This is a genomic window from Nonomuraea sp. CA-141351, assembly GCF_050944675.1.
Taxonomy (GTDB): Bacteria; Actinomycetota; Actinomycetes; order Streptosporangiales; family Streptosporangiaceae; genus Nonomuraea.
The window spans coordinates 209,040-232,087 of sequence record NZ_CP191982.1; the positions used below are offsets into that span (position 1 = coordinate 209,040).

The window sequence follows — 23,048 nt, forward strand, 5'->3', positions numbered from 1 at the left end:
GAAAAGACCTGCCCCCTCACCCTCACCACTTCAAGCCCGACAATGGAGGACATGAGCACCATGTCCGGCCCCGGCGAACTCGGCGCCTTCCTCAAGGCTCGCCGGGCACAACTGGCCCCGCAGGACCTCGGCCTGCCCGAGCAGGACTCTCGCCGCAAGGTCGCGGGGCTTCGCCGCGAGGAGGTCGCCCAGCTCGCCGCGATCAGCGTCGACTACTACACGCGGCTGGAGCAGGGTCGTGTCCGAGCCTCCGCGTCGGTGCTCGCCACGCTGGTTCAGGCACTGCGTCTCGACGACGACCAGCAGCGGTACCTGTATCAACTGGCCGGCAAGACCGACGCGCGGCCTCGAAGGCGTCGGCCCGCGCAGCGCGTGCGCCCCGCCATGCGGCGCCTGCTCGATCAGCTCACCGGTACCCCCGCCGTCGTTCTGGGCAAACGGCTGGACATCCTGGAATGGAACGCGGGCGCCGCCGCCTTGTACACCGACTTCTCGCAGCTCCCTGCGGACCGGCGCAACTACCTGTACCTGTTGTTCACCGACCCGATCATCCGGGGCATGCACCTGGAGTGGGAGCACGACGCCCGCGACGCGGTCGCCGCTCTACGCATGGAGTCCGCGGCCAACCCCGACGACCCCCAGCTCGCTCGCCTCGTCGGTGAGCTGTCCGTGGGGGACGCCGACTTCCGTACCTGGTGGGCGGAGCATCGCGTCAACAACGCCGCCTATGGCACCAAGCGCTACCGGCATCGGCTGGTCGGCGATCTCACCCTCGATTGCGACACCTGGAGCAGTCCCGACGGCTCGGGACAGCGCCTCATGGTCCTCACCGCCGAGCCCGGTTCCCCGTCGCACGATGCGCTGCTCATCCTCACCTCATGGGCGCCCGGGCAGCCGAGCGAGAGTCTCCCTTCCGCGCCGCGATGATGAGCGTGTCCCGGCCGAGCTCGGCCGATTGCCGGTACGGCCGTGCTCTTCCCTCCGCGGGCCGATCCGGCGGAGGTAGTGCGCCGCTGTCAGCCGCGGCGCGAACTCCGGAAGCAAGCATGGCCGAGCATCAGCGAATCATGGCTGGGTAACTCGTAGGTGTCGTCGTTCGGCCAGCTCCTCCGCGCTGACCAGGGTCAGAATCGGCGTACCCGGCGGCGCGAACATGGTCACCACCAGCTGCGACTGCGCGTCCGGAAGGTTGTTGGCGCCCTGGAGGTGGATCACGTCGCCTCCGGGCTCGAACAGGGCGTCACCGGCCTTGAGCACCCGAGGCGGCTGCCCCTCCAGCTCGAAGAGGATCTCGCCCTGGGTCACGTAGCCGAAGAGCGGCCCGGGGTGCCGGTGCGGTGGCGCGCCGGGGTCGCCGGGCGCCAGGGTGACCCGGATGGTCCTGGCCTCGGCGCCGGCCGGGATCCGGGCCGCCGCCTCCGGCAGGGTCGTGATCACCTCAACGCCTGGGGGCAGGTGTGCGTGCTCAGCGCTCATGTATTCCTCCATCCAAACAGGAACTGTCCAGAGTGAGGACAAGACGACCTCCCCGTTTGTGACAGCCCTACGCGGCGAACCTGCTCGGGGCCGCGCCGGAGATCCGGTCGCCCGAGCGGATGAGGGCGGGGTGTGCCCGTGCCCGGTGTGTCATCGCGGCGGCGGCAAGCCGGGAGGCGGTGGGGTCCGCGGGTGGAGCGCACCTTCCTGGGCGGTTGCATCTTCTCCGGCCGGGCCGCCGGGCGCGCGCTGAGCCGGTCGCTCGGCCGACGGGCTCGCCAGATCTACCTTCCCGCGTGCGCCGCGAGCCGGTCCATCGCCTCCTGCCTCGGCAGGCTCGCGCCACGCCGGTACGCCTCCAGGTAACCCTCGTCGCCGAGCTGCCCAGCCAGGACGGGCACCAGCCGGCGCAGATCGGGGTCGCCCTCGTCGAAGACGCCCCTGATCACGTGGCTCATCCCGAGCGCCGTCGCGGCCCCCGCCGGGTCGCCTTCCAGCCCGAGCAGCCTGGCCAACAGCTCCGCGCCCCGGGCCATGGCGTTGGCGTTGGTGTGCCCGAGCACGCCGCGCATCGCGCGGGGCAGCAGCTCGCGCGCCCGCTCCGCCGCCCCCTCGGTCACGAGGACGGCCATCCGGGAGGACACGATCACGTCGCTGTTCAGCTCGGGCGGGCCGGGTAGCCGGTGGATGACCGTCTCGAGCTCGTCCACGACCTGATGGGCCGGTTCCAGGTCGCCGGCGTGGCGGTGCGCCTCGGCGAGCGGGAACAGCATGCTGGCTTCCAGCCTCCGGTGACCGTGTTCGCGACCCTGGCGCCGCGCGGCGTGGATGTCGTGCAGTGCGCCGTCCAGGTCGCCACCGCGCATTCGGTTCTGGGCGAGATGCGACTTGGTTATGAAGAGGTGTTCCTCGGTGCCGAGCTCGGAGGCGATGGCGACGGCGCGCTCGCAGGCCGCGACCGCACGTTCGTGCTCGCCGCGCAGGCCGTGGACGCGGCTCTGCCGTACCAGGCTCATCACCAACCCCCAGCGGTCGCCGACCTGCTGGAACAGGCGCAGTGCCTCCTCCCTGTGGCGGGCGCCGGTCTCTTGGTCGCCCTGTTCCGTGAGGAGGAAGTCGTAGGCCCAGTGGGCGCTGGCGCGCACCCAGGGGTCGGGCGAGTCCAGCGCCTCCAGGTCCCGGGCGTCCTGGGTGGTGAGCTTGGAGATGCGGAGCAACGGCAGCGCGTTGTGGAACTTCGTCACCCCGGGACGGCGGAGGTTATCACGGATCTCCTGCCCGCCTCCCCGGCCCGACGTCGACCGCACCACCTCGAAGGCAGTGCGCGCGTCGGCCGGCAGCTCGTCGCCGAACGTCAGCACCTCGCTCAGGAAGGCGTCGGACTGGGTGGTCATCCCGCGCATGCCCCAGTACCAGATCATGGACCTGACCAACCGGGTGGCCGTGGCCGCGTCGCCCGCCTCGACGGCGGCCCGCAGCACGGCGACCAGGTTGTCGTGCTCGGCGTCGAAGACCTCGACGGCACGCAGCTGGTCCCTGGTACGCAGCAGCGGCTCGTTCTCCTCGGCCAGCGCCAGGAAGTACGCGCGGAAGCGGTCGGCGATCGGCTCTGCGAGTTCGGCCGCCGCGTAGGCGCGGATGGTCTCCAGCATCCGGTACCTGTCGCCGACCTGCTGGATCATGGACTTCTCGACCAGTGCACCCGCGACGTACACCATGTCGCCGGCGGGGAGGGACGCGTCAGAGCAGATCGCCTCGAGCGCGGCCAGGTCGGCTCCGCCGGGGAAGGCGGCCAGCCGGGCGGCCAGCACCCGCTCGGGCTCCTCCAGCAGGTCCCAGCTCCACTCCACCATCGCGAGCAGCGTGCGCTGGCGCGGCAGCGCGGTCCTGCTCCCCGAGGTGAGCAGGCGGAAACGGTCATCCAGCCGGCGGGCGATCTGCGCCACGCTCATCGCCCGCAGCTTGGCCGCGGCCAGTTCGAGCGCCAGTGGCATGCCGTCCAACCGGCGGCAGATCTCCATCACGGGCTCCAGGGTGGTCTGGTCGAGTGCGAAGCCCTGGCGCACGCTGGCAGCGCGCTCGACGAACAGCCGCACCGCGGCTGACTCGGCGGCCTCGGCCAGGTCCGCGTCCTCCACGGGCAGGTCGAGTGGGCCGAGGTGGCACAAGGCCTCGCCGGTGATCGCCAGAGCCTCCCTGCTGGTGGCCAGGATGCGCAGCTGCGGAAGCCGGACGAGCAGCTGCTCGGCGAGTTGGGCGGACGCCTCCACCAGGTGCTCGCAGTTGTCCAGCACCAGTACGGCGGGGCCGACATCGAGCTGGGCGGCCAGCCGCGCTGGGGCAGGAGCCTGCGGCTTGAACCCGCCCTCGAACAGGCCGCCGCAGGCGCTGAGCACCGCGTCTGCGATCTGGTCCGGCTGGGTGACCCCGGCAAGCGACACGAACCATGTCCGTTCCTCGACGTGGTCCGCGGCCTCCAACGCCAGCCTGGTCTTGCCCGCGCCGCCCGGTCCGACGATCGTCACCAGCCGCGCGCCGGCCATCAGCCGGGCGAGCTCGCCGAGTTCACGCTCCCGGCCGACGAAGCTGGTCAGCCTGGCCGGGAGCTGGCTGGGCGCGGCCTGCGGCCGTACGGAGGGCCGGTTCAGCTCCCCGCGGAGGAGGGCGAGGTGGACCGCGCTGAGCTCGGGCGAGGGATCCATGCCCAGCTCGTCGCCGAGCTTGCCGCGGACCTCCTCGTACACGGCCAGCGCCTCTGACTGGCGTCCGGCGGCCGACAGGGCCCGGATCCGCAGTTCGGCCAGGCGCTCGCTCAGCGGGCGGGCGACGGCCGCGGCGCCCAGCTCGGCCAGCACCTCGGCGTGGCGGCCGAGCCGTACCTCCGCGTCGAAGAAGTCCTCGGCGACGGTGGCGCGCAGCTCCTCCAACCGGGCCGCGACGTTGCGGGCGAACGACGCCTCCAGCACGTCCGCCAGCGCGGCGCCCCGCCATAGCTCCAGGGCGGCGCGGAGCAAGGAGGAGGCTTCACGCGGCCTGCCGGCCGCGAGCTCCAGCCTGGCCTGCCCGGCAAGCTGCTCGAATCGGTGCGCGTCCACGTCCTCGGGGCGCAGCGGCAGCCGGTAGCCGCCGGCCACCAGCTCCACGGACTCCGGCCCGCCCAGCGTCCTGCGCAACCGGGAGACCAGGCCATGCAGCGCGTTGACGGCTCCGGCGGGGGGCTCCTCGCCCCAGATGCCGTCGATCAGGGAGTCGGCTGACACCGGGCGGCCGGCCTCCAGCGCGAGCCGCGCCAGCAGCATCCGCAGGCGCGCGCCGGGGATGTCGATCGGGGAGGCGTCGTCAGAGGTGGCTTCGACCGGACCGAGGAGGGAGATCTGCACCGAGCCAGCTTCCCATCCGCGCCTTTCGGACGGTCGCCGGACCCCGGGGCCGTGATCGTCCCACATATGCCCCGCGCGTGCTGACCCGCGCCTGCCCATGGCGGCACTGCAACTCTCCCGCGACGGGCAGGCCGACGACGTCTACACCAAGCCCAGCCCACTGGCCATGCAGATCCTTCGCCACTCGCAGATCTCCGTGACCATGAAGGTGCACAGCGAAGTCTCGTCGGAGGACACACGCAAGGCGCTCAATCGACTCATGATCGTTTGGACCCGGTATTTTCCAGCTGTACAAGACCGAAAAGATCACTGCCCGATCGCGGGAGTGGCCCTTTATCTGCGGCGGAGCGTAGGAGTAATGATCGGGATGACACTGTGGGAGCGGCGGCTCCATCAAAGGGGTTCCGCTTCCGGGCTGGCGGTCGCGGAAGACTGCGTCGTCGTCCATGAACGCCACACTCGGCTTGTCTGCCTGAATCGCAGCGACGGCTCGGTCCGCTGGGACATCCCGATAGGGACTTGGCCACGTGGCGTAGTGGTCGCCGGCGATCGTTGTCTCTGTCTGACACAGAACAACGATCAACTGTCCTGCATCGATCTCACGACGGGATCATTAGTGTGGCGCGTTGGCTTGAGGCCGTACTCGGGGCATGTCGTGGCCACCAGAGAGACGGTCATCGTGGGCGGCTGGCGTGGTTACACGCCCATTGCTGGTTTCAACTTGGACGACGGACGGCCACTATGGCTGACACCGCACCGCATGGACGCGGTGCTTCCGCTGCCCTGGGGCAGCGGCGTACTACTGGGGAGCGGCACGAAAGCATGGCTGATCGATCCACGAGAGGGCAGGGAGCTTCGCCGCTGGCAACTGCCGGAACCGCTGGCGGACACCGACAACCGCCCGGCGTTCACGTTGATCGATCCTGACCGTTGCCTGGCATTATGCGGCCCCCGGTCCATCGCAGCCATTCAGTCCTCATCGGATCTCGTGAGTCGGCTCTTCCGGCATGACGCCGACCTCATGGCGTCGGCTGCCCTGTTCACCGGTGGAGTGGTGTTGCTAGAAGAGCGGGGCGCCGGTTACGTCGCCGTCGACCCTGAGTACGGATCGGCGTTGTGGAACGTGGATGTCGGGCAGCCGCTCACCAAGGGAGTTGGGCTGGATGACAAGGGGTTCGTGCTGGTCAGCCAAGGTGGTGTGCTCTTTCGCCTGCGCTCCGACGGGCACGTTCTGGAGCGGTCCTCATCGGGCACCAGGGTTACCGCACTACTCGACCTTGGAGCGGGAGAGATGATCATGATGACGAAGGGAACTCTGAGGATGACTGTCATCGACCCGCGCTAGAGCAGTCGACCCCCGGCTCCTGCTTGCAATGGCGTACGCCGATTTTGCTTCACCAGTGCACCCCCTTATTACGGGGATCAATGGTCGCGACGTACCCGGGCTCCGGGCCGGTCACCAGTGACCGTGGTCGCCCTCCGTGACCCTGCCCCTTGGCCTGCTCGGCTTATCCTAGGTCGATGGCGGGCGGTATTGGGTCCTACCTCAGCCAGCTACGAGCAGGGATGAGTCGTCCGCGCCGCCCGCGGTGTATACACCGTCCCATGGTGACCGTACCGGCGCGCGTCACCGCGAACCGTCACCGTGCTCGGCCGGCACCAGGCGGTCGTGGCGGCCAGTGCGGCCGCGCATGAAGCGACCCCCGGGAAATGCCCTAAATCCCGGGGGTCTGTGAGCCGTCATGTCGTGGCACCAGCGGCGTTTAAGAGCGAAGGTCAGGCGTTACGATGTCGCGCTCTGCCATTAAGCCATGGGCGCACGTGGAGCACCCAGCGGGAGTCGAACCCGCATCTCGACAATCACTGCCTCCACCCGATCGATCTGGTATCCGACGGCGATGCTGAATCTGGAGCGAGAGTCTGAGACTGATCGGCTGCCTCTACCATCTGGGCTACCCCGGCCCGCAGTGCCGGGGGAAGGGATCGAACCTCCGCTGTCACCGTTGTTCAGGCTGAGCTTCATCTTCAGCTTGCGCTCCTTGCGCACCCGCCCACTTGGGGCGGGGGTCTTTGCAGGCTACCCGAGCAGGTAGCCGAACAGGGCGTCGCCGATCCGCCGGTCGGCGACCTCGACGCTGTTGGCCTCCTCGCGGGCGTACTTCACCGCGTCCTGAAGCTTGGTCAGCCGATCCAGCAGCTCGTTGACGCGCCGCTGAGGTGCAGCGCCGGAGAAGGCGACCTTCGTCCAGTAGCCCACCACCACGTCTTCGGTGAACACCTGCACCTGCGCCGGGTGATGCTCGGTTGCCTCCGCGAGCACGTGGTTGCGTGGCACCTTCTTGGTGCGGGTGGTCTTGACCGGTTCGGTGCGCCACGTGTCGGTGTTCTCGTCCAGCGTCCACGTCTCGGACGGGTCCAGCGTGGGCAGCTTCGAGATCAGCGTGCGCAGGTCGACGAGTTGCTTTTCCAGGAACAGCAGGTACGTGACCGGGACGTCTTCCAGGAGAACTCGCCCGTCTACGACGACGTCGGCCTTGGCCGAGCAGTTGGCGACGTCCTTGGTGGCGGTGACGTCGAACAGTCGCGTCAGGGCGTCCGCCGCGTCCTTGACGGCGTCCTCGACCTTCACCTGTACCCTGGTCGACTCCGGCGGCAGTTGCTCGCCCTCGTCGTCGATCGGCTGGTAGGTGCGCGAGATGCCCGACAGCAGAGGCGCCTTCTGCACCGTGTGGTAGACGTCGGACACCTTGCGCTGAACGTCGGCTTTGACGCCCTTCTCAACGGCGAGGATCTGGTTGAGCTTGGTCACGGCACGAACCTAGCGTTCTACCGTGACGCGCAACACCGAATATTGGGGCGAATCAGGCTCATCCGCTGTGAGCCGCCTCCAGCTGCGGGGAGTCGTCCGAAATGATCTTGATGTGGGCTTTCGATCAAGTGTGGGAACGCGCGCCGACAGCAGCTTCACGGTCTCGCCGATGACCTTCGAATCGGTCGTGTGTGAGCTATTCGGCTCCGCCCCGAATCGTGATCTGGTGGCTTGCCTCGGCTGGGAGGAAGGCCCAGTCTCCGGCCCACCTGACGATGTAGGTGTGCTCACCGACCTCGGGCGGGTTGTCGGCGAAGGTGAATGATCCGTCGCGGCCGAAAGTTACTGACGGCAGTGTGGTGGTGACGGTTCCATTGCGGTTGGTGACGGTCCTGGACCAGTTCGGCACCCCACCGGAACATACCTACGGCTCGGGGCGGTCTTCGACGCGATGCTGCTGCTCCACCACGGGCAGGCACCGGAGGTGCTGGAGCGGATGGCTTCTGAGCCCGGCGAGGTATGGAAATGGGTCACCTGGACCTGGCTCCACTGATATGTCGCGCTGCGCGCCGATTCCCCCTGTGGGGGGATGTCTGGCCATGGTGTCGCTGGGATCTTCATGGAGACCGGGCAGGCCCTGCCCCGAACCTTGGAGGATCACAATGACCGCCCTCGCGGAGACGCCTCCCGCGACCGGCCGGCTGCGTGCCGCGTGGACGGCCGCCCACGCGCCCGTGCCTGAAGTGCCACGTTGGACGCGGATCGCCGCCTACGCCGTCCCGTTCACCGCGTTGCCGGCCAGCCTCTGGCGGATCGCTGGAGTCACGTTCCACCTGCCGATCACCCACGGCGGGCAGGGCAGCGGGGAGGTGCCGCCGTGGCTGCCGATGGAGCTGTACGTGGTCCTGTTGTCGATTTTCTCGGAGGTGGTGGCCTTCGCCGCCATCGGGTTGATCGCCCGGTGGGGAGAGGTGTTCCCACGCTGGATACCCGGACTGCGTGGCCGAAGGGTGCCGCCGGCGGCCGCCATCGTTCCGGCCGCACTTGGGGCGGTCGTGCTGACGTCCATATGGACACTGGCAGCGGTCGCCTGTGCCCGTGGCCGCGACATCCATGGCCGCATATTGCCCGCGGACTTCCCTCTGGGGGTGCACGACTGGAAGGGCCTGCTGGCCATCGCCGCGTACGCGCCGCTACTGCTGTGGGGGCCATTGCTCGGCGCGCTCACCGTCGCCTACTGGCGGCGGACCCGGATCTCGAAATGAGGAATCACCGGGCCGCCACCGGCAGCATCCGTGAGCCGACCCGCATCCACAGGGACCGCCTCACCGAAAGTTTCAGCGCAAGCCAGGTGAGCCTTTTCCGCCCGGTCGCGACCATCACGCATACGAGTGCCTTCACCGCCCCTTTCACCACGCGGGCGCATGGTGTCGATCGCGTCGACACGCCTCGTCGCGGAAAGTCGATAAACCGGTGGGCGCCGAGAGAATCCGGTGTTCCCAGTTGTCCGCTTTATTGGGGCGGCGAAGGGTCCCGCTCGGGCGGGCGGCCCTCAGGTTTCGGGGCGGGCCGGGGACGCATCATCGACGGGTCGGCGTAGGTGAGGTAGCCGTACTGGGAGTACTGCTCGGCCCGCCGTAGATCCTTTTCCCGCCTCTCGAGGTCAGCCAGCGGCCCGCGACCACGAGGTGAACAGCCGCCACGGGCGGTTGGCCCGCACCATGCCGGCGAGCAGGCGCATCCGCCCGCGCAGGCCCGGCATGACGTAGCGATCGGGGGCGATCCGGCGAGGCTCGGCATACTCTGCGGCCGATCACGGGGACCTCACCAGCGACGCGGTCACGGCTGGTGGGCGGGTGGAGGAGCAGGCCGGTGACATTCACCACGGCTTCCATGGTCCGGCCGGCCAGGTGAAAGCCGCCGAGGGCGGGCGACCAGGGTGACGCGCATGTCCAGGGCGAACCCGCGAGACGCTCTCGCCCATCCTGGCTCGGCAGGGACCGGCGGTCACTCGCTCAGGCCGGTGACGAGGTTGATGGCCACGGCCAGGATGCCGGTGCTGAAGAAGTAGGACAGCAGCGCGTGCGCGAGGGCGACCTTGCGGATGTGAGTGTTGACCACATGGTTGTCGGTGACGCCGAAGGTCATCCCGACCGTGAACGCGAGGTAGGCGAAGTCGCTGTACGCGGGCGGGTTCTTCTGCCTGAAGTCGATGCCGCCATCCTCGTCCACGTAGTAGAGCCGGGCGTACTTGAAGGCGAACACCGTGTTCACCAGGCCCCACGATTGGACGACCGTCACCACGCTCAGGATGACCAGAGCCGTCGTCCAAGGGGTGTGGCTGGCGGTGCGGACCAGGGCGAGCGCGACCGCGCCAAGGCTGGCCACCGCGCCGATCAGCACGCCGGTGTCGGTGGAGCGAGTGTCGCCCTCTTCCTCGGCCAGCCGCTTGGTGTCCCGGTGGTCCTTGGGCCAGCTGATCAGCCACACCCAGGCCAGGCCCACCGTCGCGGCCACACCCCAGCCGAGCAGCGGGGCCAGCTCGGGCGCGCCCAGCAGCCAGGCTGCGACGGCCACGACGACCCCGGCGCCCAGGGATGTCAGCACGCGTCGTACCGACATGACGCGCTCTCCGGCGCGTCCCCTGGACGCGAACATCACCGCTCCAGCATCCCAACGAACGCCCGCATCCACGGCAACACGACCGGTGTGTCGCCGAACACCCGTGACAGGCCGGTGATCAGACCCGTGGTCAGGGCAGCATCGAGGCCAGGTCCTTCGGCAGGCCGGCCTTCACGTCCTCCCACTCACCGTCGGTAATGTGCCTCTTGAGTGCTTGCAAAACCTTCTTGACCAGGTCCTCCTCGCTCTCCTGGAGGTCGAAGGCCAGTTCGCCGCAGACGCGGTGGAGGAACTCCTCGCGATCGGCCTTGACCGGCACGGTGCTCGGCCGCCAGCCGTCGTAGTAGACCCCGCGGATCAGCAGCGGCAACTGGGCGGCGAGGTGGGCGCTCTCGTCCACGGTCAGCCGGTCGCGCAGGGCGTGCAGCACGGCCCGCAGGGCGGCGTAGGACTGGTTGCGGTGCTCGGGAGTCCAGCCGTGCGCCTCCTCGATCTCTCGCAGCACGCGGTTCGTCTTGTCGACCGTACGGTTGAACGGCGCATAACCGGTCTCCGCCATCTCCTTCACCCCTTCCTTACATCCTTGGGCAGGCCTCGGCTCCAGGCTCGGCGCGGCGGACGGGAGGTCACATCCCCCAGCCGAGTAGTGGTCCCCGGCGGGTGTGAAAGATCTTGGCGGGCTTGGGATTCACCGTTCCCCGTCGTGGCAGGCGGCTCATGGGGGGACAGCATGCGGGGACGCGATCGGGAGTGGCGTCACGTCGATGGCCTGCTGCGGGTGTTGCGGCGAGGTGCGGGCGGAACGCTGCTGGTGGACGGAGAACCCGGATCGGGGAAGAGCCGGTTGCTGGCCGAAGCCGTCGCCGAGGCGTCCGAACGCGGCATCGGGGTTGTACACGGCAGGGTGGAGGAGCTGGGCGAGGACGCCCCGTGCGGCATGTTGCTGGAGGCCCTCGATCTGCGCGCTGAGCCGGAAGCGGGCGACGCCACCGCCCGCTTCGGCCCGCCGGTCCTGGAGCGGCTGCGGGCAGGGTTCGAGCAGCTGGCCGCGTCACCGGTGCTGGCCGCGCTCGACGACCTGCAACGGGCGGACCCGGTGACGCTGAGGACGTTGCACAGCCTGCACGACCGGCTGGCCAACTGGCCCATCGGCTGGATGATGAGCCGCTCGACAGTGCCGGACGGGGGCCAGGCCGTGTCGCTGTTCGACATCCTGGAGCGGGAGGGGGCCGACAGGGTGACGCTCGCGCCACTGTCACCGGACGCGGTCGCGGCGCTGACGCAGGACACGCTCGGGCGGTCGCCGGACCCGGCGACGCGGGCGCTGGCGGCGGCCGCCGGAGGCAATCCGCTGCTGATCACCGAGCTGTTCGCGGGGCTGCGCGAGGAAGGGCTGCTGGGGGACGCGGCGCGGGCCCGCGTGCCCGACCGGCTGCGGATGGTGGTGCGGCGCTGGATCGACACGCTGAGCGCGGAGGCAAGGAGCCTGATGGAGACGATCGCAGTGCTGGGCCGGTCGTTGTCGCTGGAGCACGCCGCGTCGCTGCTGGACACCACGCCCGCCGCGCTGCTCCCGGTGACGGAGGAGGCCACGGCCGCGGGCATCCTCCTCGTGACCGAGGACGGCCTCACCTTCCGTCACGAACTCGTCGGGGACGTCGTCGCCGCGGGCATCCCCTCATCGGTGCGGCAGACCCTGCTCGACCAGTCCGGCGTTCTCATGGGCTCTGAGCGGCCGGGGTCGGCCGGCCTGCTCACCGGCCCGGCCTCCTCCGACATAGAAGCGGCGGTCGCCAGTGGCCGGCTGGACGAGGCCGAGCAGATGGTGCGTGGCCGCCTCGCCGAGCACGGCTCCGTGTACGGGGTGGCCGAGCTGCGCTGCCTGCTCGCGGACACCATGTACCTGACGGGCCGGGGTGAGGAGGCGATCCGCGAGGCCGAGACGGTGCTGGCGGTGCCGGGCCTCCCCCGCCACGTACGCGAGCGGGCGACCCTCGTGCATCTGTACGCCATGGTGCGCCTGCGGGAGGACGCCGGCTCGCGGCCGTTCGCGCAGGAGGTCATCGACGGAACGGATCGATACGGTCCCGCGGCCAGGACCGCCGCGCTGGTCGCCCTGGCCATCGCCGAGCGGCACGAGGGCAGGCTCACGGGCGCGCTGGCCCTGGCGGAGAGCGCCGGACGGCTGGCCGCCGCCGACGCGCCCGAGGACCGCCGCTACGAGGCCTGCCTGGCCAACGTCGCCGTGCTCGTCGACATCCACCGGCTGGACGAGGCACGGACGATGCTCCGCCAGGCACGCAAGGACATGTTCGGCCACGGTCATCTGGCCTGGGCGGCGGACGCCTCGGCGCTGGAGGCCCGCCTGGAGCTGCTCGCGGGCCGTTTCGATGATGCGGTCACCCAGGCGAATAGGGCCCTGGACCTGGCCGGTGCGCTCATCACGCCGCTGTCGGCCGCGGCGGCCCGCGCCGTGCTCGCCGCAGTCGCGCTGCGGCGCGGCGACCTGCAGGGGGTGGCGCATCACGTCGCGGAACAGCCCGGGGGCACGGCCGAGGCTCGCTTCCGGCACGCCTTGCTGTCCGCGCAGCTCGCGGAGGCACGAGATGGGCCGCGCAGCGCTATGCGCCTGCTCGCAGGGCTGCCCCGCCCGCTGCTGCTCAGCATGGAGCCTGCCGCCGGCCCCTGGATGGTCCGGGTCGCCCTGGCCGCCGGCGACCGGGCGGCGGCCGAGCACGTGGTGGCCGCCGCCGAGGCCCTCGGCCGGGCCAACCATGAGTTTCCCACGCTTGCCGCCGCCGCGGCGCATGCCAGGGGCCTGCTCGACGGGGATCGCGACGCGCTGGCCCTGGCCGCCGGGCGGGCCGAGGACGTGTGGGCGCGGGCCTCGGCCGAGGAGGATCTCGGCATGTTGCTCTCCACCGCCGGGCAGCGCGTGGCGGCGGCCGAGAGCCTGGACCGCGCCTTGGGCCTGTATCACGACATCGGCGCCCTGCGGGACTCCGCGCGCATCCGCCAGAGACTGCGCGGAATGGGGGTACGCCATCGCCACTGGAGCTATGCCGAACGCCCGGTCTCCGGCTGGGACAGCCTGACCGAGACCGAGCACGCCATCTCGTTGCTCGCGGCGGACGGATGGACCAACCCGCAGATAGCCGAACAGATGTTCATCAGTGTGCACACGGTCGCGTTCCACCTGAGGCACGTCTTCCGCAAGCTGAGCATCAGATCCCGGGTCGAGCTCGCGCGGCTCGCGGCGGAGCAGTCGAGGGACGCCTCGCCCGGCGGCGGCCGCGGCTGAGCCCCGGCCGCACGGAGTCGCGGCGATGACTACTCAGCTGGGGGATGTGCCCGCGAGACGCCTGGGCCAGGTTCGGAAATGTAGGTCGTTACATTTTTCGGCCTGTTCAGGAACCCATCCAGGAGGTCCAGATGGCACTGCTCACAGTACGTCGCAGGGGCGGCGAGATGTTCCCCGCCCGCGAGATCGAAGACGCCTACGACAGGCTGGGACAGCTCATGAACGCGGCTCTGGGCGAGGCTCTGGGCGCTCTTCCCGGCGATGGCGGCATGGGGGCTTGGGTGCCTATGGCGGACGTGTCGGAGACTGAGGACTCCTACGTTGTGGAGATCGATGTCCCTGGAGCGCGCAAGGACCAGATCGACGTCCAGCTGTCCGAGCGCGAGCTGATCGTCACCGGGCAGATCGAGGAGCAGGAGCGTCAGCGCCGGCACCGCAAGATGCGCAGGACCGGCCAGTTCGAGCTGCGCACGACGCTCCCGGGAGACGTCGACGCCGACCGCGTGGAGGCTCACCTGTCCGACGGTGTGCTGACCATCACCGTGCCCAAGGCGGAGGCCGCCAAGCCCAAGCACATCGAGGTTTCCGCCTGAGGCGGGGAGAGGAGGAGTCGTGCCCGTCGCGTCGTCAGGCCCCGCCACCACCAACCGGGAACCGATCGGGAGCTACCGCAGCTACGAGGAGGCGCAGAAAGTCGTCGACTACCTGGCTGACCATGGATTCCCCGTGCAGGGGACGTTGATCGTCGGCGCCGGGCTGCGCTCGGTGGAGCGGGTTCTCGCGCGGATGACCCTTCTGCGCGCGGCCGGATGGGGCGCGGCCGCCGGAGCCTGGTTCGGGCTGCTCATCGGTCTGTTCCTGGCGATTTTCTCGATCACGGCCTCGGCAGCGTTGCCTCTGGTGCTCTGGGGGCTGGTGTGGGGCGCGGTGGCGGGAACGATCTTCGGGCTGGTCTCGCACGCCCTGCAGGGCGGCCGGCGGGACTTTGTCTCCGAGAGCACCCTCGTGGCCGACAAGTACGAGGTTCTCGTCGATTCGGAACACGCGGTCAGGGCCCATGAGCTGCTCCGGGCGATGAGCGGATAGCAGTACGAGGGAGCGAGTAATGGCGAAAGCAGTCGGCATCGATCTCGGCACCACGAACTCGGTGATCGCCGCCACGGTGGACGGCCATCCCACGGTGTTGCCCAACGCGGAGGGCTCGCGGACGACGCCGTCCGTGGTGGCCTTCACCGATCAGGGCGAACGGCTGGTGGGCCAGATGGCCCGCCGCCAGGCCATACTGAACCCGAAGGGAACGATCTATTCCTCGAAACGATTCATCGGCCGCCGCTTCGACGAGGTCAAGAGCGAGATCCACGCGGTCTCCTTCGACGTGGTCGAGGGACCCCAGGGAGCCGTGCGCTTCCAGGTCGGCGGCAAGCAGTACGCGCCGGAGGAGGTCTCCGGCCTCGTCCTGCGGAAGCTGGCCGCCGATGCGGCGAAATACCTCGGTGAGAAGGTGACCGAGGCGGTCATCACCGTTCCGGCGTACTTCAATGACGCCCAGCGCCAGGCGACCAAGGACGCGGGGCGGATCGCGGGGCTCGAGGTCCTGCGGATCATCAACGAGCCGACGGCGGCGGCGCTCGCGTACGGGCTGGACAAGAAGACGAACGAGACCGTGCTGGTGTTCGACCTGGGCGGCGGCACCTTCGACGTCAGCATCCTGGACATCGGCGAAGGCGTGGTCGAGGTCCGCGCCACCTCCGGCGATGGCCACCTCGGCGGCGACGACTTCGACCGCAGGATCGTCGACCACCTGGCCGACGAGTTCCAGCGGGACCAGGGCATCGACCTGCGCAACGACCCGCAGGCCCTGCAGCGACTCTTCGAGGCGGCCGAGAAGGCCAAGGTGGAGCTCTCGGAGGTCACCCAGACCACGATCAGCCTGCCGTTCATCACGGCGGACGCCTCGGGGCCGAAGCACCTCAACACCACGCTCATGCGCTCCACGTTCGAGCAGATCACCGCCGACCTGGTCGAGCGTTGCATCGCCCCCGTCAAGCAGGCGATGGAGGACGCGAAGCTCAGGCCCGTGGACGTCGACGAAGTGATCCTCGTCGGCGGGGCGACCCGGATGCCCGCCGTGCAGAATCTCGTGCGCCGGCTCACCGAGGGCAAGGAGCCCAACATGACGGTGAACCCGGACGAGGTCGTCGCGATCGGCGCGGCTGTCCAGGCGGGGATCATCAAGGGCGAGGTGCAGGACGTCGTCCTGCTCGACGTCACGCCTCTGTCGCTGGGCGTCGAGACGCTCGGCGGGCTCATGACCAAGGTGATCGAGCGCAACACGACCATCCCCGCGCGCCGTACCGAGGTCTTCAGCACGGCCGAGGACAACCAGAACGCCGTCGACATCGTCGTCCTGCAGGGCGAGCGTGAGCGCGCCGCCGACAACCGGGTGCTCGGGCGCTTCCGGCTGGAGAACATCCGGCCCGCGCCGCGGGGGGTGCCGCAGATCGAGGTCACCTTCGACATCGACGCCAACGGCATACTCAACGTCTCGGCACGGGACAAGGACACCGGCACCGAGCAGCGGATCACCATCAGCGAGAGCTCCAACCTGGACAAGTCGGAGATCGAGCGGATGGTCGCCGATGCCGAGCGGCACCGTGCGGAGGACGCCAGACTCCGCGAGACCATAGACGCGCGCAACGAGCTGGACTCGGTCGCGTACCAGGTGGAGCGCCGGCTGGAGGAACTGGGCGACGCGGTTCCCGTGCACGAGAAGGCGAGGGCCGGGCAGCTCGTGGAGGAGGCCCGGCAGGCGATCAAGGAAGATGCGCCGATCGACCGGCTGCGCACACTCAGCGGCGAGCTGCAGCAGGTCTATCACAGCCTCGGAGCCGCCGCGGGCGGCGGGCCCAGCGTGCCGCCGCAGGGCAGGACGGAAGGTGTCCCTGGCGGTGAGGAGGACGTGATCGACGCCGAGTTCACGACGTCGGAGCCCGAGTGACATGAACGAGCACACACCCCAGGCCCAGGCCGGCGCGCAGGGTGAGGAAGCCATCTCGCCCGCGGAGACCGACGCGAAGCTCGCGGAGCTGGAGGACCGCTGGCTACGTGCCGTCGCCGACCTGGACAACCTGCGCAAGCGCATCTCCCGCGACGCCGAGCGGATCAGGGCGGAGGAACGGGCGAGGGTGGCGGCCGAGTGGCTGCCCATCCTGGACAACCTGGAGCTCGCGCTGAGCCACGCAGGCGACGGCGGCGCGGACGCGGTACTCGACGGGATACGGGCCGTGCGTGACCAGGCTGTCGCCCTCCTGGCCAAGCTCGGCTACCCCCGCCACGACGAGGTGGACGTGCCCTTCGATCCCGCCCGCCACGAGGCGGTGGCCACCGTCGAGCGGGCCGATGCCGACCCGGGCACTGTGGTGGAGGTGCTCCGTCCCGGCTATGGCGACGCCGAGCGGCAGCTCAGGCCGGCGATCGTGGCCGTCGCGAAGAAGGTGGAGTGATGGCCCCACGGCGCGACTACTACGAGGTGCTCGGCGTGGACAGGAACGCCGACGCCGACGAGATCCAGCGGGCCTACCGCAAACTTGTGCGCGCCTATCACCCTGATGTCAACAAGGATCCCGGCGCCGAGGACAAGTTCAAGGAGATCTCGGAGGCGTACTCCGTGCTCTCCGATCCGGAGACGCGCCGCCGCTACGACGCGTTCGGACACGATTTCCGTCAGGTGCCGCCCGATGTGGACCCCGCCGAGTGGGCCCGCGCCCGTGCCCGTGCGGGCGCCGGCGCGCGGGCCGGGGCGGGCGGCCAGTGGCGCCAGGCCGGGCCCGAGGACTTCGGCTTCGGCGAGGGGATCGATCTGGAGGACCTGCTCGGCGGCATGTTCGGCGGCCGGGGCAGACGGCACTGGGGCCCCGTGCCCGGCGCCGACCAGGAGGCGGAGCTGACGCTTTCCGTCGAGGAGGCCTACCACGGCGGGCGGCGCACCATCACGCTACCCGGCGGGAGGCGACTGGAGGTCAACATCCCGCCCGGGGTCACCAACGGTCAGCGGATCAGGCTGGCCGGCCAGGGCGGGCATGGAAGCGACGGAGCGCCGGCCGGCGACCTCCTACTGATCATGCGGATCGCCCCCCATCCCCGCTACCGCGTGGAGGGCCGCGACATCCACGCCTCGCTGCCTCTCACCCCGTGGGAGGCGGCGCTGGGCGCCACGGTCGCGCTGGACACCCCGGGCGGCGAGGCGAAGGTGAAGGTGCCGCCGGGCACGTCCTCGGGCCGCCGCCTGCGGCTGAAGGGCCGCGGTATGCCAAATCCGCGCGGGGCGCCCGGCGACTTCTTCGCCGAGGTCCGGATCATGGTGCCGGCCAGGCTCACGGACGAGGAGCGACGCCTGTTCGAGCAGCTCGCCGCCGTCTCTCACTTCGACCCGAGGGGGCGTTCATGACGTACGCGATCGTCCGCCCGATCCGGCTCGACCTGGACTCCTACGCGCGGGCCACGGGCCTGCACCCGCAGGCCGTGCGCCGGCTGGTGACGCTCGGCCTGCTGGAGCCGACCAGGGACGCCAGGGGGGAGTTGTGCTTCGCCCCCTCCCAGGTGGCAACCGCGGCCCGGATCCAGCGGCTGCACGAGGGACTGTCCATCAACTACGCCGCGATCGGCGTGGTGATCGACCTCCTCGACCGGATCGAGGAGCTGGAGGCCGCCCTGCGCGGCCTCTCACGACGCTAGGGGGCTGGAGTGGACCCGAACAGGATGACGCAGAAGTCGCAGGAAGCCCTGCACGACGCCCAGACCAAGGCCCTGCGCTTCGGCCACACCGAGGTCGACGGCGAGCATCTCCTGATGGCTCTGCTCGACCAGCCAGAAGGGCTGGCACCCAGGCTGGTGGAGCAGGCCGGAGCCGATCCGCAGCGCCTGCACGCCGACCTGGAGGCCGAGTTGTCGCGGCGGCCCAAGGTCAGCGGGCCGGGCGCCGCGCCGGGCCAGGTGTTCGTCACCCAGCGCCTGTCGCGGCTGCTCGACGCCGCCGACCGGGAGGCGAGCCGGCTGAAGGACGAGTACATCTCCGTCGAGCACCTGCTGCTGGCCCTGATCGAGGAGGGACCCACGACCGTGTCCGGTCGCCTGCTCCACGAGCAGGGGCTGACCAGGGACCGGTTCCTGGAGGCGCTCACCTCCGTACGCGGTCACCAGCGCGTCACCTCGGCCATGCCCGAGGTCGCGTACGAGGCGCTGGAGAAATACGGACGCGATCTGGTCGCCGACGCCCGGGCGGACAAGCTCGACCCGGTGATCGGCCGCGACACGGAGATCCGGCGGGTGATCCAGATCCTCTCCCGCAAGACCAAGAACAACCCGGTGCTGATCGGCGACCCCGGCGTCGGCAAAACGGCCGTCGTCGAAGGGCTCGCCCAGCGCATCGCCAACGGCGACGTCCCCGAGGGGCTGCACGACAAGACCGTCTTCAACCTGGACATGGGCGCGCTCGTGGCGGGCGCCAAGTACCGCGGGGAGTTCGAGGAACGCCTCAAGGCCGTGCTGAACGAGGTGAAGGCGGCGGAGGGCCGAATCCTGCTGTTCGTGGACGAGATGCACACGGTGGTGGGAGCCGGGGCGACCGAGGGAGCCATGGACGCGGGCAACATGCTCAAGCCGATGCTGGCCCGCGGCGAGCTGCACATGATCGGCGCGACCACGGTCGAGGAGTATCGCCTGCACATCGAGAAGGACGCCGCCCTGGAGCGCAGGTTCCAGCCGGTGCTGATCGACGAGCCCTCGGTCGAGGACACCATCTCGATCCTGCGCGGCCTGCGCGAGCGGCTGGAGGTCTTCCACGGCGTGAAGATCCAGGACAGCGCTCTCGTCGCCGCGGTGACGCTGAGCCACCGCTACATCTCCGACCGGTTCCTGCCCGACAAGGCGATCGACCTGGTCGACGAGGCGTGCGCGATGATCAGGACCGAGATCGACTCCATGCCGGCCGAGCTGGACGCCCTGACCAGGCGGGTGCGGCGGCTGGAGATCGAGGAGGCCGCCCTGGAGAAGGAGGAGGACCCGGCCAGCCGGGCCAGGCTCGGCGAGTTGCGCGCGGAGCTCTCCGCCCTGCGTTCCGAGGCCGACGCGATGCGGGCGCAGTGGGAGGCCGAGCGCTCGGCCCTGCGCAAGGTCCAGAGCCTGCGGCAGGAGATCGAGCACGTACGGCGGGAGGCCGAGCAGGCCGAACGCGACTACGACCTCAACCGCGCCGCCGAGCTGCGCCACGGCAAGCTCCCTGAGCTGGAGCGCCGGCTGCGCGCCGAGGAGGAGCGGCTGAGCAGCCGGCAGCACGGGCAGCGGCTGCTGCGCGAGGTGGTGACCGAGAACGAGATCGCGGACATCGTCTCGCGCTGGACCGGCATTCCCGTGTCCCGGCTGCAGGAAGCCGAGCGGGACAAGCTGCTCAAGCTCGACCAGATCCTGCACGAGCGGGTCGTCGGGCAGGAGGAGGCCGTGCGACTGGTGGCCGACGCCATCATCCGCGCCCGCTCCGGCATCAAGGATCCCCGTCGCCCCATCGGGTCGTTCCTCTTCCTCGGGCCGACCGGGGTCGGCAAGACCGAGCTGGCCAGGTCACTCGCGGCGGCCCTGTTCGACACCGAGGACAACATGGTCCGCATCGACATGAGCGAGTACCAGGAACGCCACACGGTCAGCCGCCTCGTCGGCGCCCCTCCCGGCTACGTCGGCTACGAGGAGGGCGGGCAGCTCACGGAGTCGGTGCGGCGCAAGCCGTACTCGGTGGTGTTGTTCGACGAGATCGAAAAGGCCCACGCGGACGTCTTCAACACGCTGCTGCAGGTCCTCGACGACGGCCGGCTGACCGACGCGCAGGGCCGCACGGTCAACTTCCGCAACACCGTGATCATCATGACCTCGAACATCGGCTCACACCACCTGCTCGACGGGATCACCCCCGACGGCGAGATCAAGCCCGAGGCCCACGACGGGGTGATGGCGGAACTGCGCCGGCACTTCCGCCCCGAGTTCCTCAACAGGATCGACGACGTCGTGCTGTTCAAGCCGCTGACCGAGGCGGAGATCGAGCGGATCGTCGAGCTGATGTTCAACGACATCAGGCAGCGCCTGGCCGAGCGGCGGCTCACGCTGGAGGTCACCGAGGACGCGCGCAAGCTCATCGCCAACCAGGGGTACGACCCCGTCTACGGCGCCAGGCCGCTGCGCCGCTTCATCGCCCGCGAGGTCGAGACCAGGATCGGCCGCGCCCTGCTGGCCGGCGACGTCCCCGACGGCTCGACCATCACGGTCGGCGCCGACAAGGGGGAGCTCAACGTCACCTTCCACCCGCCGAGGAGCTGACATGCACACCGTCGTGACCTGCGTGAACTGCGGGAGGCAGAACAGGGTTCCGGCCGCGGCCGACGGCCGGCCCCGCTGCGGGAACTGTCACCAGCCGCTGCCGTGGATCGCCGACGCCGGGGACGACACCTTCGCGGAGGTCGCGGAACGGGTGCACCTCCCCGTCCTCGTTGACTTCTGGGCGCAGTGGTGCGCGCCGTGCCGGGCGGTCACGCCCGCGCTCGAACAACTCGCCCACGAGATGGCCGGACGGGTGAAGCTCGTCAAGGTCGACGTGGACCGGGCCCCGGCCCTCTCGCAGCGGTTCACGATCACGGCCGTGCCGACGCTCATGATGCTCAACGAAGGCCGCGTCGTGGCACAACGCGCGGGCGGCGCCCCGCCGGCCCAGCTCCGCGAATGGGTCGAGGAGACGTTGAGGACACCGTCATGATGGAGTCGGCGGCCTCCCTGTCCGAGACACCGGACCTGCACGGGGCCTATCCCCGTCTGGACGAGCGGCGCGTCGCCGAGCTGTCGAAATGCGGCGAGCGCAGAACCGTGTCGCCCGGCGACGTGCTCTACCGGGAGGGTGAGCCGGCCCCGGAGTTCATCGTGATCCTGCGGGGCAAGGTGGCCACGGTCGAGGGGTACGGCGGCGAGGAGGAGCGGACGATCGCCGTCCACGGCCCCGGACGCTTTCTCGGCGAGCTCGGCCTCCTCACCGGCCAGGCCGGATTCCTGACCGCCGTCGTGCGGGAGCCCGGCGAGATCCTGGCTGTTCCGGCCGACCAGGTGCGCACGATGGTGGCCGGTGACCCGGCGTTCGGAGACCTCGTCCTGCGGGCCTACCTGACCCGCCGCACCATGCTGATCGGGATGGACGCCGGGTTCCGCATCATCGGCTCCCGCTATTCTCCCGACGCCCGCCGGTTGCGCGAGTTCGCCGCCCGCAACAGGCTCCCGCACCGATGGATCGACCTGGAGGAGGACGAGGAGACGGATGCGCTGCTCCGCCACCTCGGCATCTCCCCGCAGGAGACCCCGGTCGTGATCTGGCGCGGAGACCAGGTGCTGCGCAACCCGTCCGTCGCCACGCTGGCGAAGACCATCGGCCTGCCGGCGCCCCGGCCGGCCGACGGCGTGTGCGACCTGGTCGTCGTGGGCGCGGGCCCCGCCGGCCTGGCCGCGAGCGTGTACGGGGCCTCGGAGGGCCTGATCACGGTCGTGCTCGACGCGGTTGCCGCGGGCGGCCAGGCGAGTACCTCGTCCCGCATCGACAACTACCTCGGCTTCCCGTCGGGCATCTCGGGCGCCGAGCTCGCCGAGCGGGCCGTCATCCAGGCGGCCAAGTTCGGCGCCCGGCTGACCGTCCCGGCCGAGGCGAGCGGGCTGGAGGCGGACGACGGCCACTACACCGTCCACGTCGCTGGAGGGCCTGCCGTGCGGGGCCACGCCGTGCTGATCGCCACCGGCGCCCGCTACCGCAAACTCGACGTCCCCGATCTGGAGAAGTACGAAGGGTGCGGCGTCTACTACGCGGCGACGCCGTTCGAGCTGCGCATGTGCCGCCAGGCGCCGGTGGTCATCGTCGGCGGCGGCAACTCCGCGGGCCAGGCGGCACTGTACCTGGCCAGGAACGCCTCGTCGGTGCGCCTGCTCGTCCGCGGCGGCGACCTCAGCGGGAGCATGTCCCGCTACCTCGCCGATGCGATCACCAGGACTCCCGCCATCGAAATCATGTTCCACACCGAAGTACGCGAGCTCCTCGGCGACAGTTCTCTGCGGGCCGTGCGCGCCCAGAACAACCAGACCGGGCAGTTCATCGAGATCGAGACCAACGCGATGTTCGTCTTCATCGGCGCGGATCCGCACACTGGATGGCTGGAGGGCGCCGTCCCGCTGGACGACCGGGGCTTCGTCATCACAGGCGAGGGCTCGTCGTCACACTGGGAGGCCCTGCCCCTGGAGACCGGGCGGCCGGGCGTCTTCGCCGTGGGCGACGTCCGCAGCGGATCGATCAAACGGGTCGCGTCCGCCGTCGGAGAGGGCGCCATGGCGGTACGCCTGGTGCACGAAAGGTTCACCACGACAGGGAATCGACCGAGAGGACGGTGAT

The 23,048-nt window shown here is 70.0% G+C and carries 19 protein-coding genes; 14 read left to right on the forward strand and 5 right to left on the reverse strand.

From position 1 onward, the window contains the following. Positions 1–51 precede the first annotated feature (51 nt). Positions 52–927, forward strand: coding sequence for a helix-turn-helix domain-containing protein (locus ACQPWU_RS01085; RefSeq protein ID WP_433436219.1), 876 nt, complete (start codon positions 52–54; stop codon positions 925–927). Positions 928–1,065: 138 nt separating this feature from the next. On the opposite strand, the gene ACQPWU_RS01090 is transcribed toward ACQPWU_RS01085, so the two are convergent. Next, a complete protein-coding gene (locus ACQPWU_RS01090) occupies positions 1,066–1,476 on the reverse strand; it encodes a cupin domain-containing protein (protein WP_433436221.1) in 411 nt (136 codons plus the stop codon). Between the two features lie 284 nt (positions 1,477–1,760). Continuing rightward, the gene (locus ACQPWU_RS01095) at positions 1,761–4,856 is read right to left on the reverse strand and encodes a BTAD domain-containing putative transcriptional regulator (protein ID WP_433436223.1); all 3,096 of its coding nucleotides are present in this window, start codon (positions 4,854–4,856) and stop codon (positions 1,761–1,763) included. A gap of 97 nt (positions 4,857–4,953) precedes the next feature. Between ACQPWU_RS01095 and ACQPWU_RS01100 the strand changes: the two genes are divergently transcribed. Then, complete coding sequence (locus tag ACQPWU_RS01100) at positions 4,954–6,201, forward strand: PQQ-binding-like beta-propeller repeat protein (protein ID WP_433436225.1); 1,248 nt, start codon at positions 4,954–4,956, stop codon at positions 6,199–6,201. Between the two features lie 732 nt (positions 6,202–6,933). On the opposite strand, the gene ACQPWU_RS01105 is transcribed toward ACQPWU_RS01100, so the two are convergent. After that, positions 6,934–7,665: a hypothetical protein gene (locus ACQPWU_RS01105; RefSeq protein ID WP_433436226.1), complete on the reverse strand. Its 732-nt coding sequence runs from the start codon at positions 7,663–7,665 to the stop codon at positions 6,934–6,936. Between the two features lie 22 nt (positions 7,666–7,687). Here ACQPWU_RS01105 and ACQPWU_RS01110 point away from each other — a divergent pair, with 22 nt between their 5' ends. Further along, positions 7,688–7,990 (forward strand): hypothetical protein, encoded by a 303-nt coding sequence (locus ACQPWU_RS01110; protein WP_433436228.1) that lies wholly within the window; start codon positions 7,688–7,690, stop codon positions 7,988–7,990. Positions 7,991–8,327: 337 nt separating this feature from the next. After that, on the forward strand, positions 8,328–8,930 hold the full coding sequence (locus ACQPWU_RS01115) for a hypothetical protein (RefSeq protein WP_433436230.1): 603 nt from the start codon (positions 8,328–8,330) through the stop codon (positions 8,928–8,930). 742 nt (positions 8,931–9,672) lie between these two features. On the opposite strand, the gene ACQPWU_RS01120 is transcribed toward ACQPWU_RS01115, so the two are convergent. Continuing rightward, a complete protein-coding gene (locus tag ACQPWU_RS01120) occupies positions 9,673–10,287 on the reverse strand; it encodes a DUF1345 domain-containing protein (protein WP_433436232.1) in 615 nt (204 codons plus the stop codon). 130 nt (positions 10,288–10,417) lie between these two features. Further along, positions 10,418–10,846, reverse strand: a complete 429-nt coding sequence (locus ACQPWU_RS01125; RefSeq protein WP_360690279.1) for a DUF2267 domain-containing protein — start codon at positions 10,844–10,846, stop codon at positions 10,418–10,420. Positions 10,847–11,017: 171 nt separating this feature from the next. On the opposite strand from ACQPWU_RS01125, the gene ACQPWU_RS01130 reads away from it, so the two are divergent. The 10 genes from ACQPWU_RS01130 (at position 11,018) to ACQPWU_RS01175 (ending at position 23,047) form a co-directional block, all read left to right on the forward strand. After that, positions 11,018–13,588 carry an AAA family ATPase gene (locus ACQPWU_RS01130; RefSeq protein ID WP_433436234.1) on the forward strand — a complete coding sequence of 857 codons (2,571 nt, stop codon included), beginning with the start codon at positions 11,018–11,020 and terminating at the stop codon, positions 13,586–13,588. Positions 13,589–13,719: 131 nt separating this feature from the next. Continuing rightward, positions 13,720–14,181 carry an Hsp20/alpha crystallin family protein gene (locus ACQPWU_RS01135; protein ID WP_360690275.1) on the forward strand — a complete coding sequence of 154 codons (462 nt, stop codon included), beginning with the start codon at positions 13,720–13,722 and terminating at the stop codon, positions 14,179–14,181. Between the two features lie 19 nt (positions 14,182–14,200). After that, on the forward strand, positions 14,201–14,674 hold the full coding sequence (locus ACQPWU_RS01140) for a general stress protein (protein WP_433436236.1): 474 nt from the start codon (positions 14,201–14,203) through the stop codon (positions 14,672–14,674). A 19-nt stretch (positions 14,675–14,693) separates the two neighbouring features. Next, positions 14,694–16,586 (forward strand): molecular chaperone DnaK, encoded by a 1,893-nt coding sequence (gene dnaK / locus ACQPWU_RS01145; protein ID WP_433436238.1) that lies wholly within the window; start codon positions 14,694–14,696, stop codon positions 16,584–16,586. Position 16,587: 1 nt separating this feature from the next. Then, entirely contained in the window at positions 16,588–17,091 is a 504-nt protein-coding gene (locus ACQPWU_RS01150) for a nucleotide exchange factor GrpE (protein WP_350740525.1), read from the forward strand. Further along, positions 17,091–18,035, forward strand: coding sequence for a DnaJ C-terminal domain-containing protein (locus tag ACQPWU_RS01155; protein ID WP_433436241.1), 945 nt, complete (start codon positions 17,091–17,093; stop codon positions 18,033–18,035). Before ACQPWU_RS01150 ends, ACQPWU_RS01155 begins: the two co-directional genes overlap by 1 nt. Then, positions 18,032–18,322 carry a chaperone modulator CbpM gene (locus tag ACQPWU_RS01160; RefSeq protein WP_192791797.1) on the forward strand — a complete coding sequence of 97 codons (291 nt, stop codon included), beginning with the start codon at positions 18,032–18,034 and terminating at the stop codon, positions 18,320–18,322. Before ACQPWU_RS01155 ends, ACQPWU_RS01160 begins: the two co-directional genes overlap by 4 nt. A 24-nt stretch (positions 18,323–18,346) precedes the next feature. Next, the gene (gene clpB, locus ACQPWU_RS01165; RefSeq protein ID WP_433445133.1) at positions 18,347–20,950 is read left to right on the forward strand and encodes an ATP-dependent chaperone ClpB; all 2,604 of its coding nucleotides are present in this window, start codon (positions 18,347–18,349) and stop codon (positions 20,948–20,950) included. 1 nt (position 20,951) lies between these two features. Beyond that, positions 20,952–21,383: a thioredoxin gene (gene trxA, locus ACQPWU_RS01170; RefSeq protein ID WP_433436243.1), complete on the forward strand. Its 432-nt coding sequence runs from the start codon at positions 20,952–20,954 to the stop codon at positions 21,381–21,383. Further along, a complete protein-coding gene (locus ACQPWU_RS01175; protein WP_433436245.1) occupies positions 21,380–23,047 on the forward strand; it encodes an FAD-dependent oxidoreductase in 1,668 nt (555 codons plus the stop codon). The genes trxA and ACQPWU_RS01175 overlap by 4 nt, the downstream gene beginning before the upstream one ends. The last annotated feature ends 1 nt before the right edge of the window (position 23,048 follow it).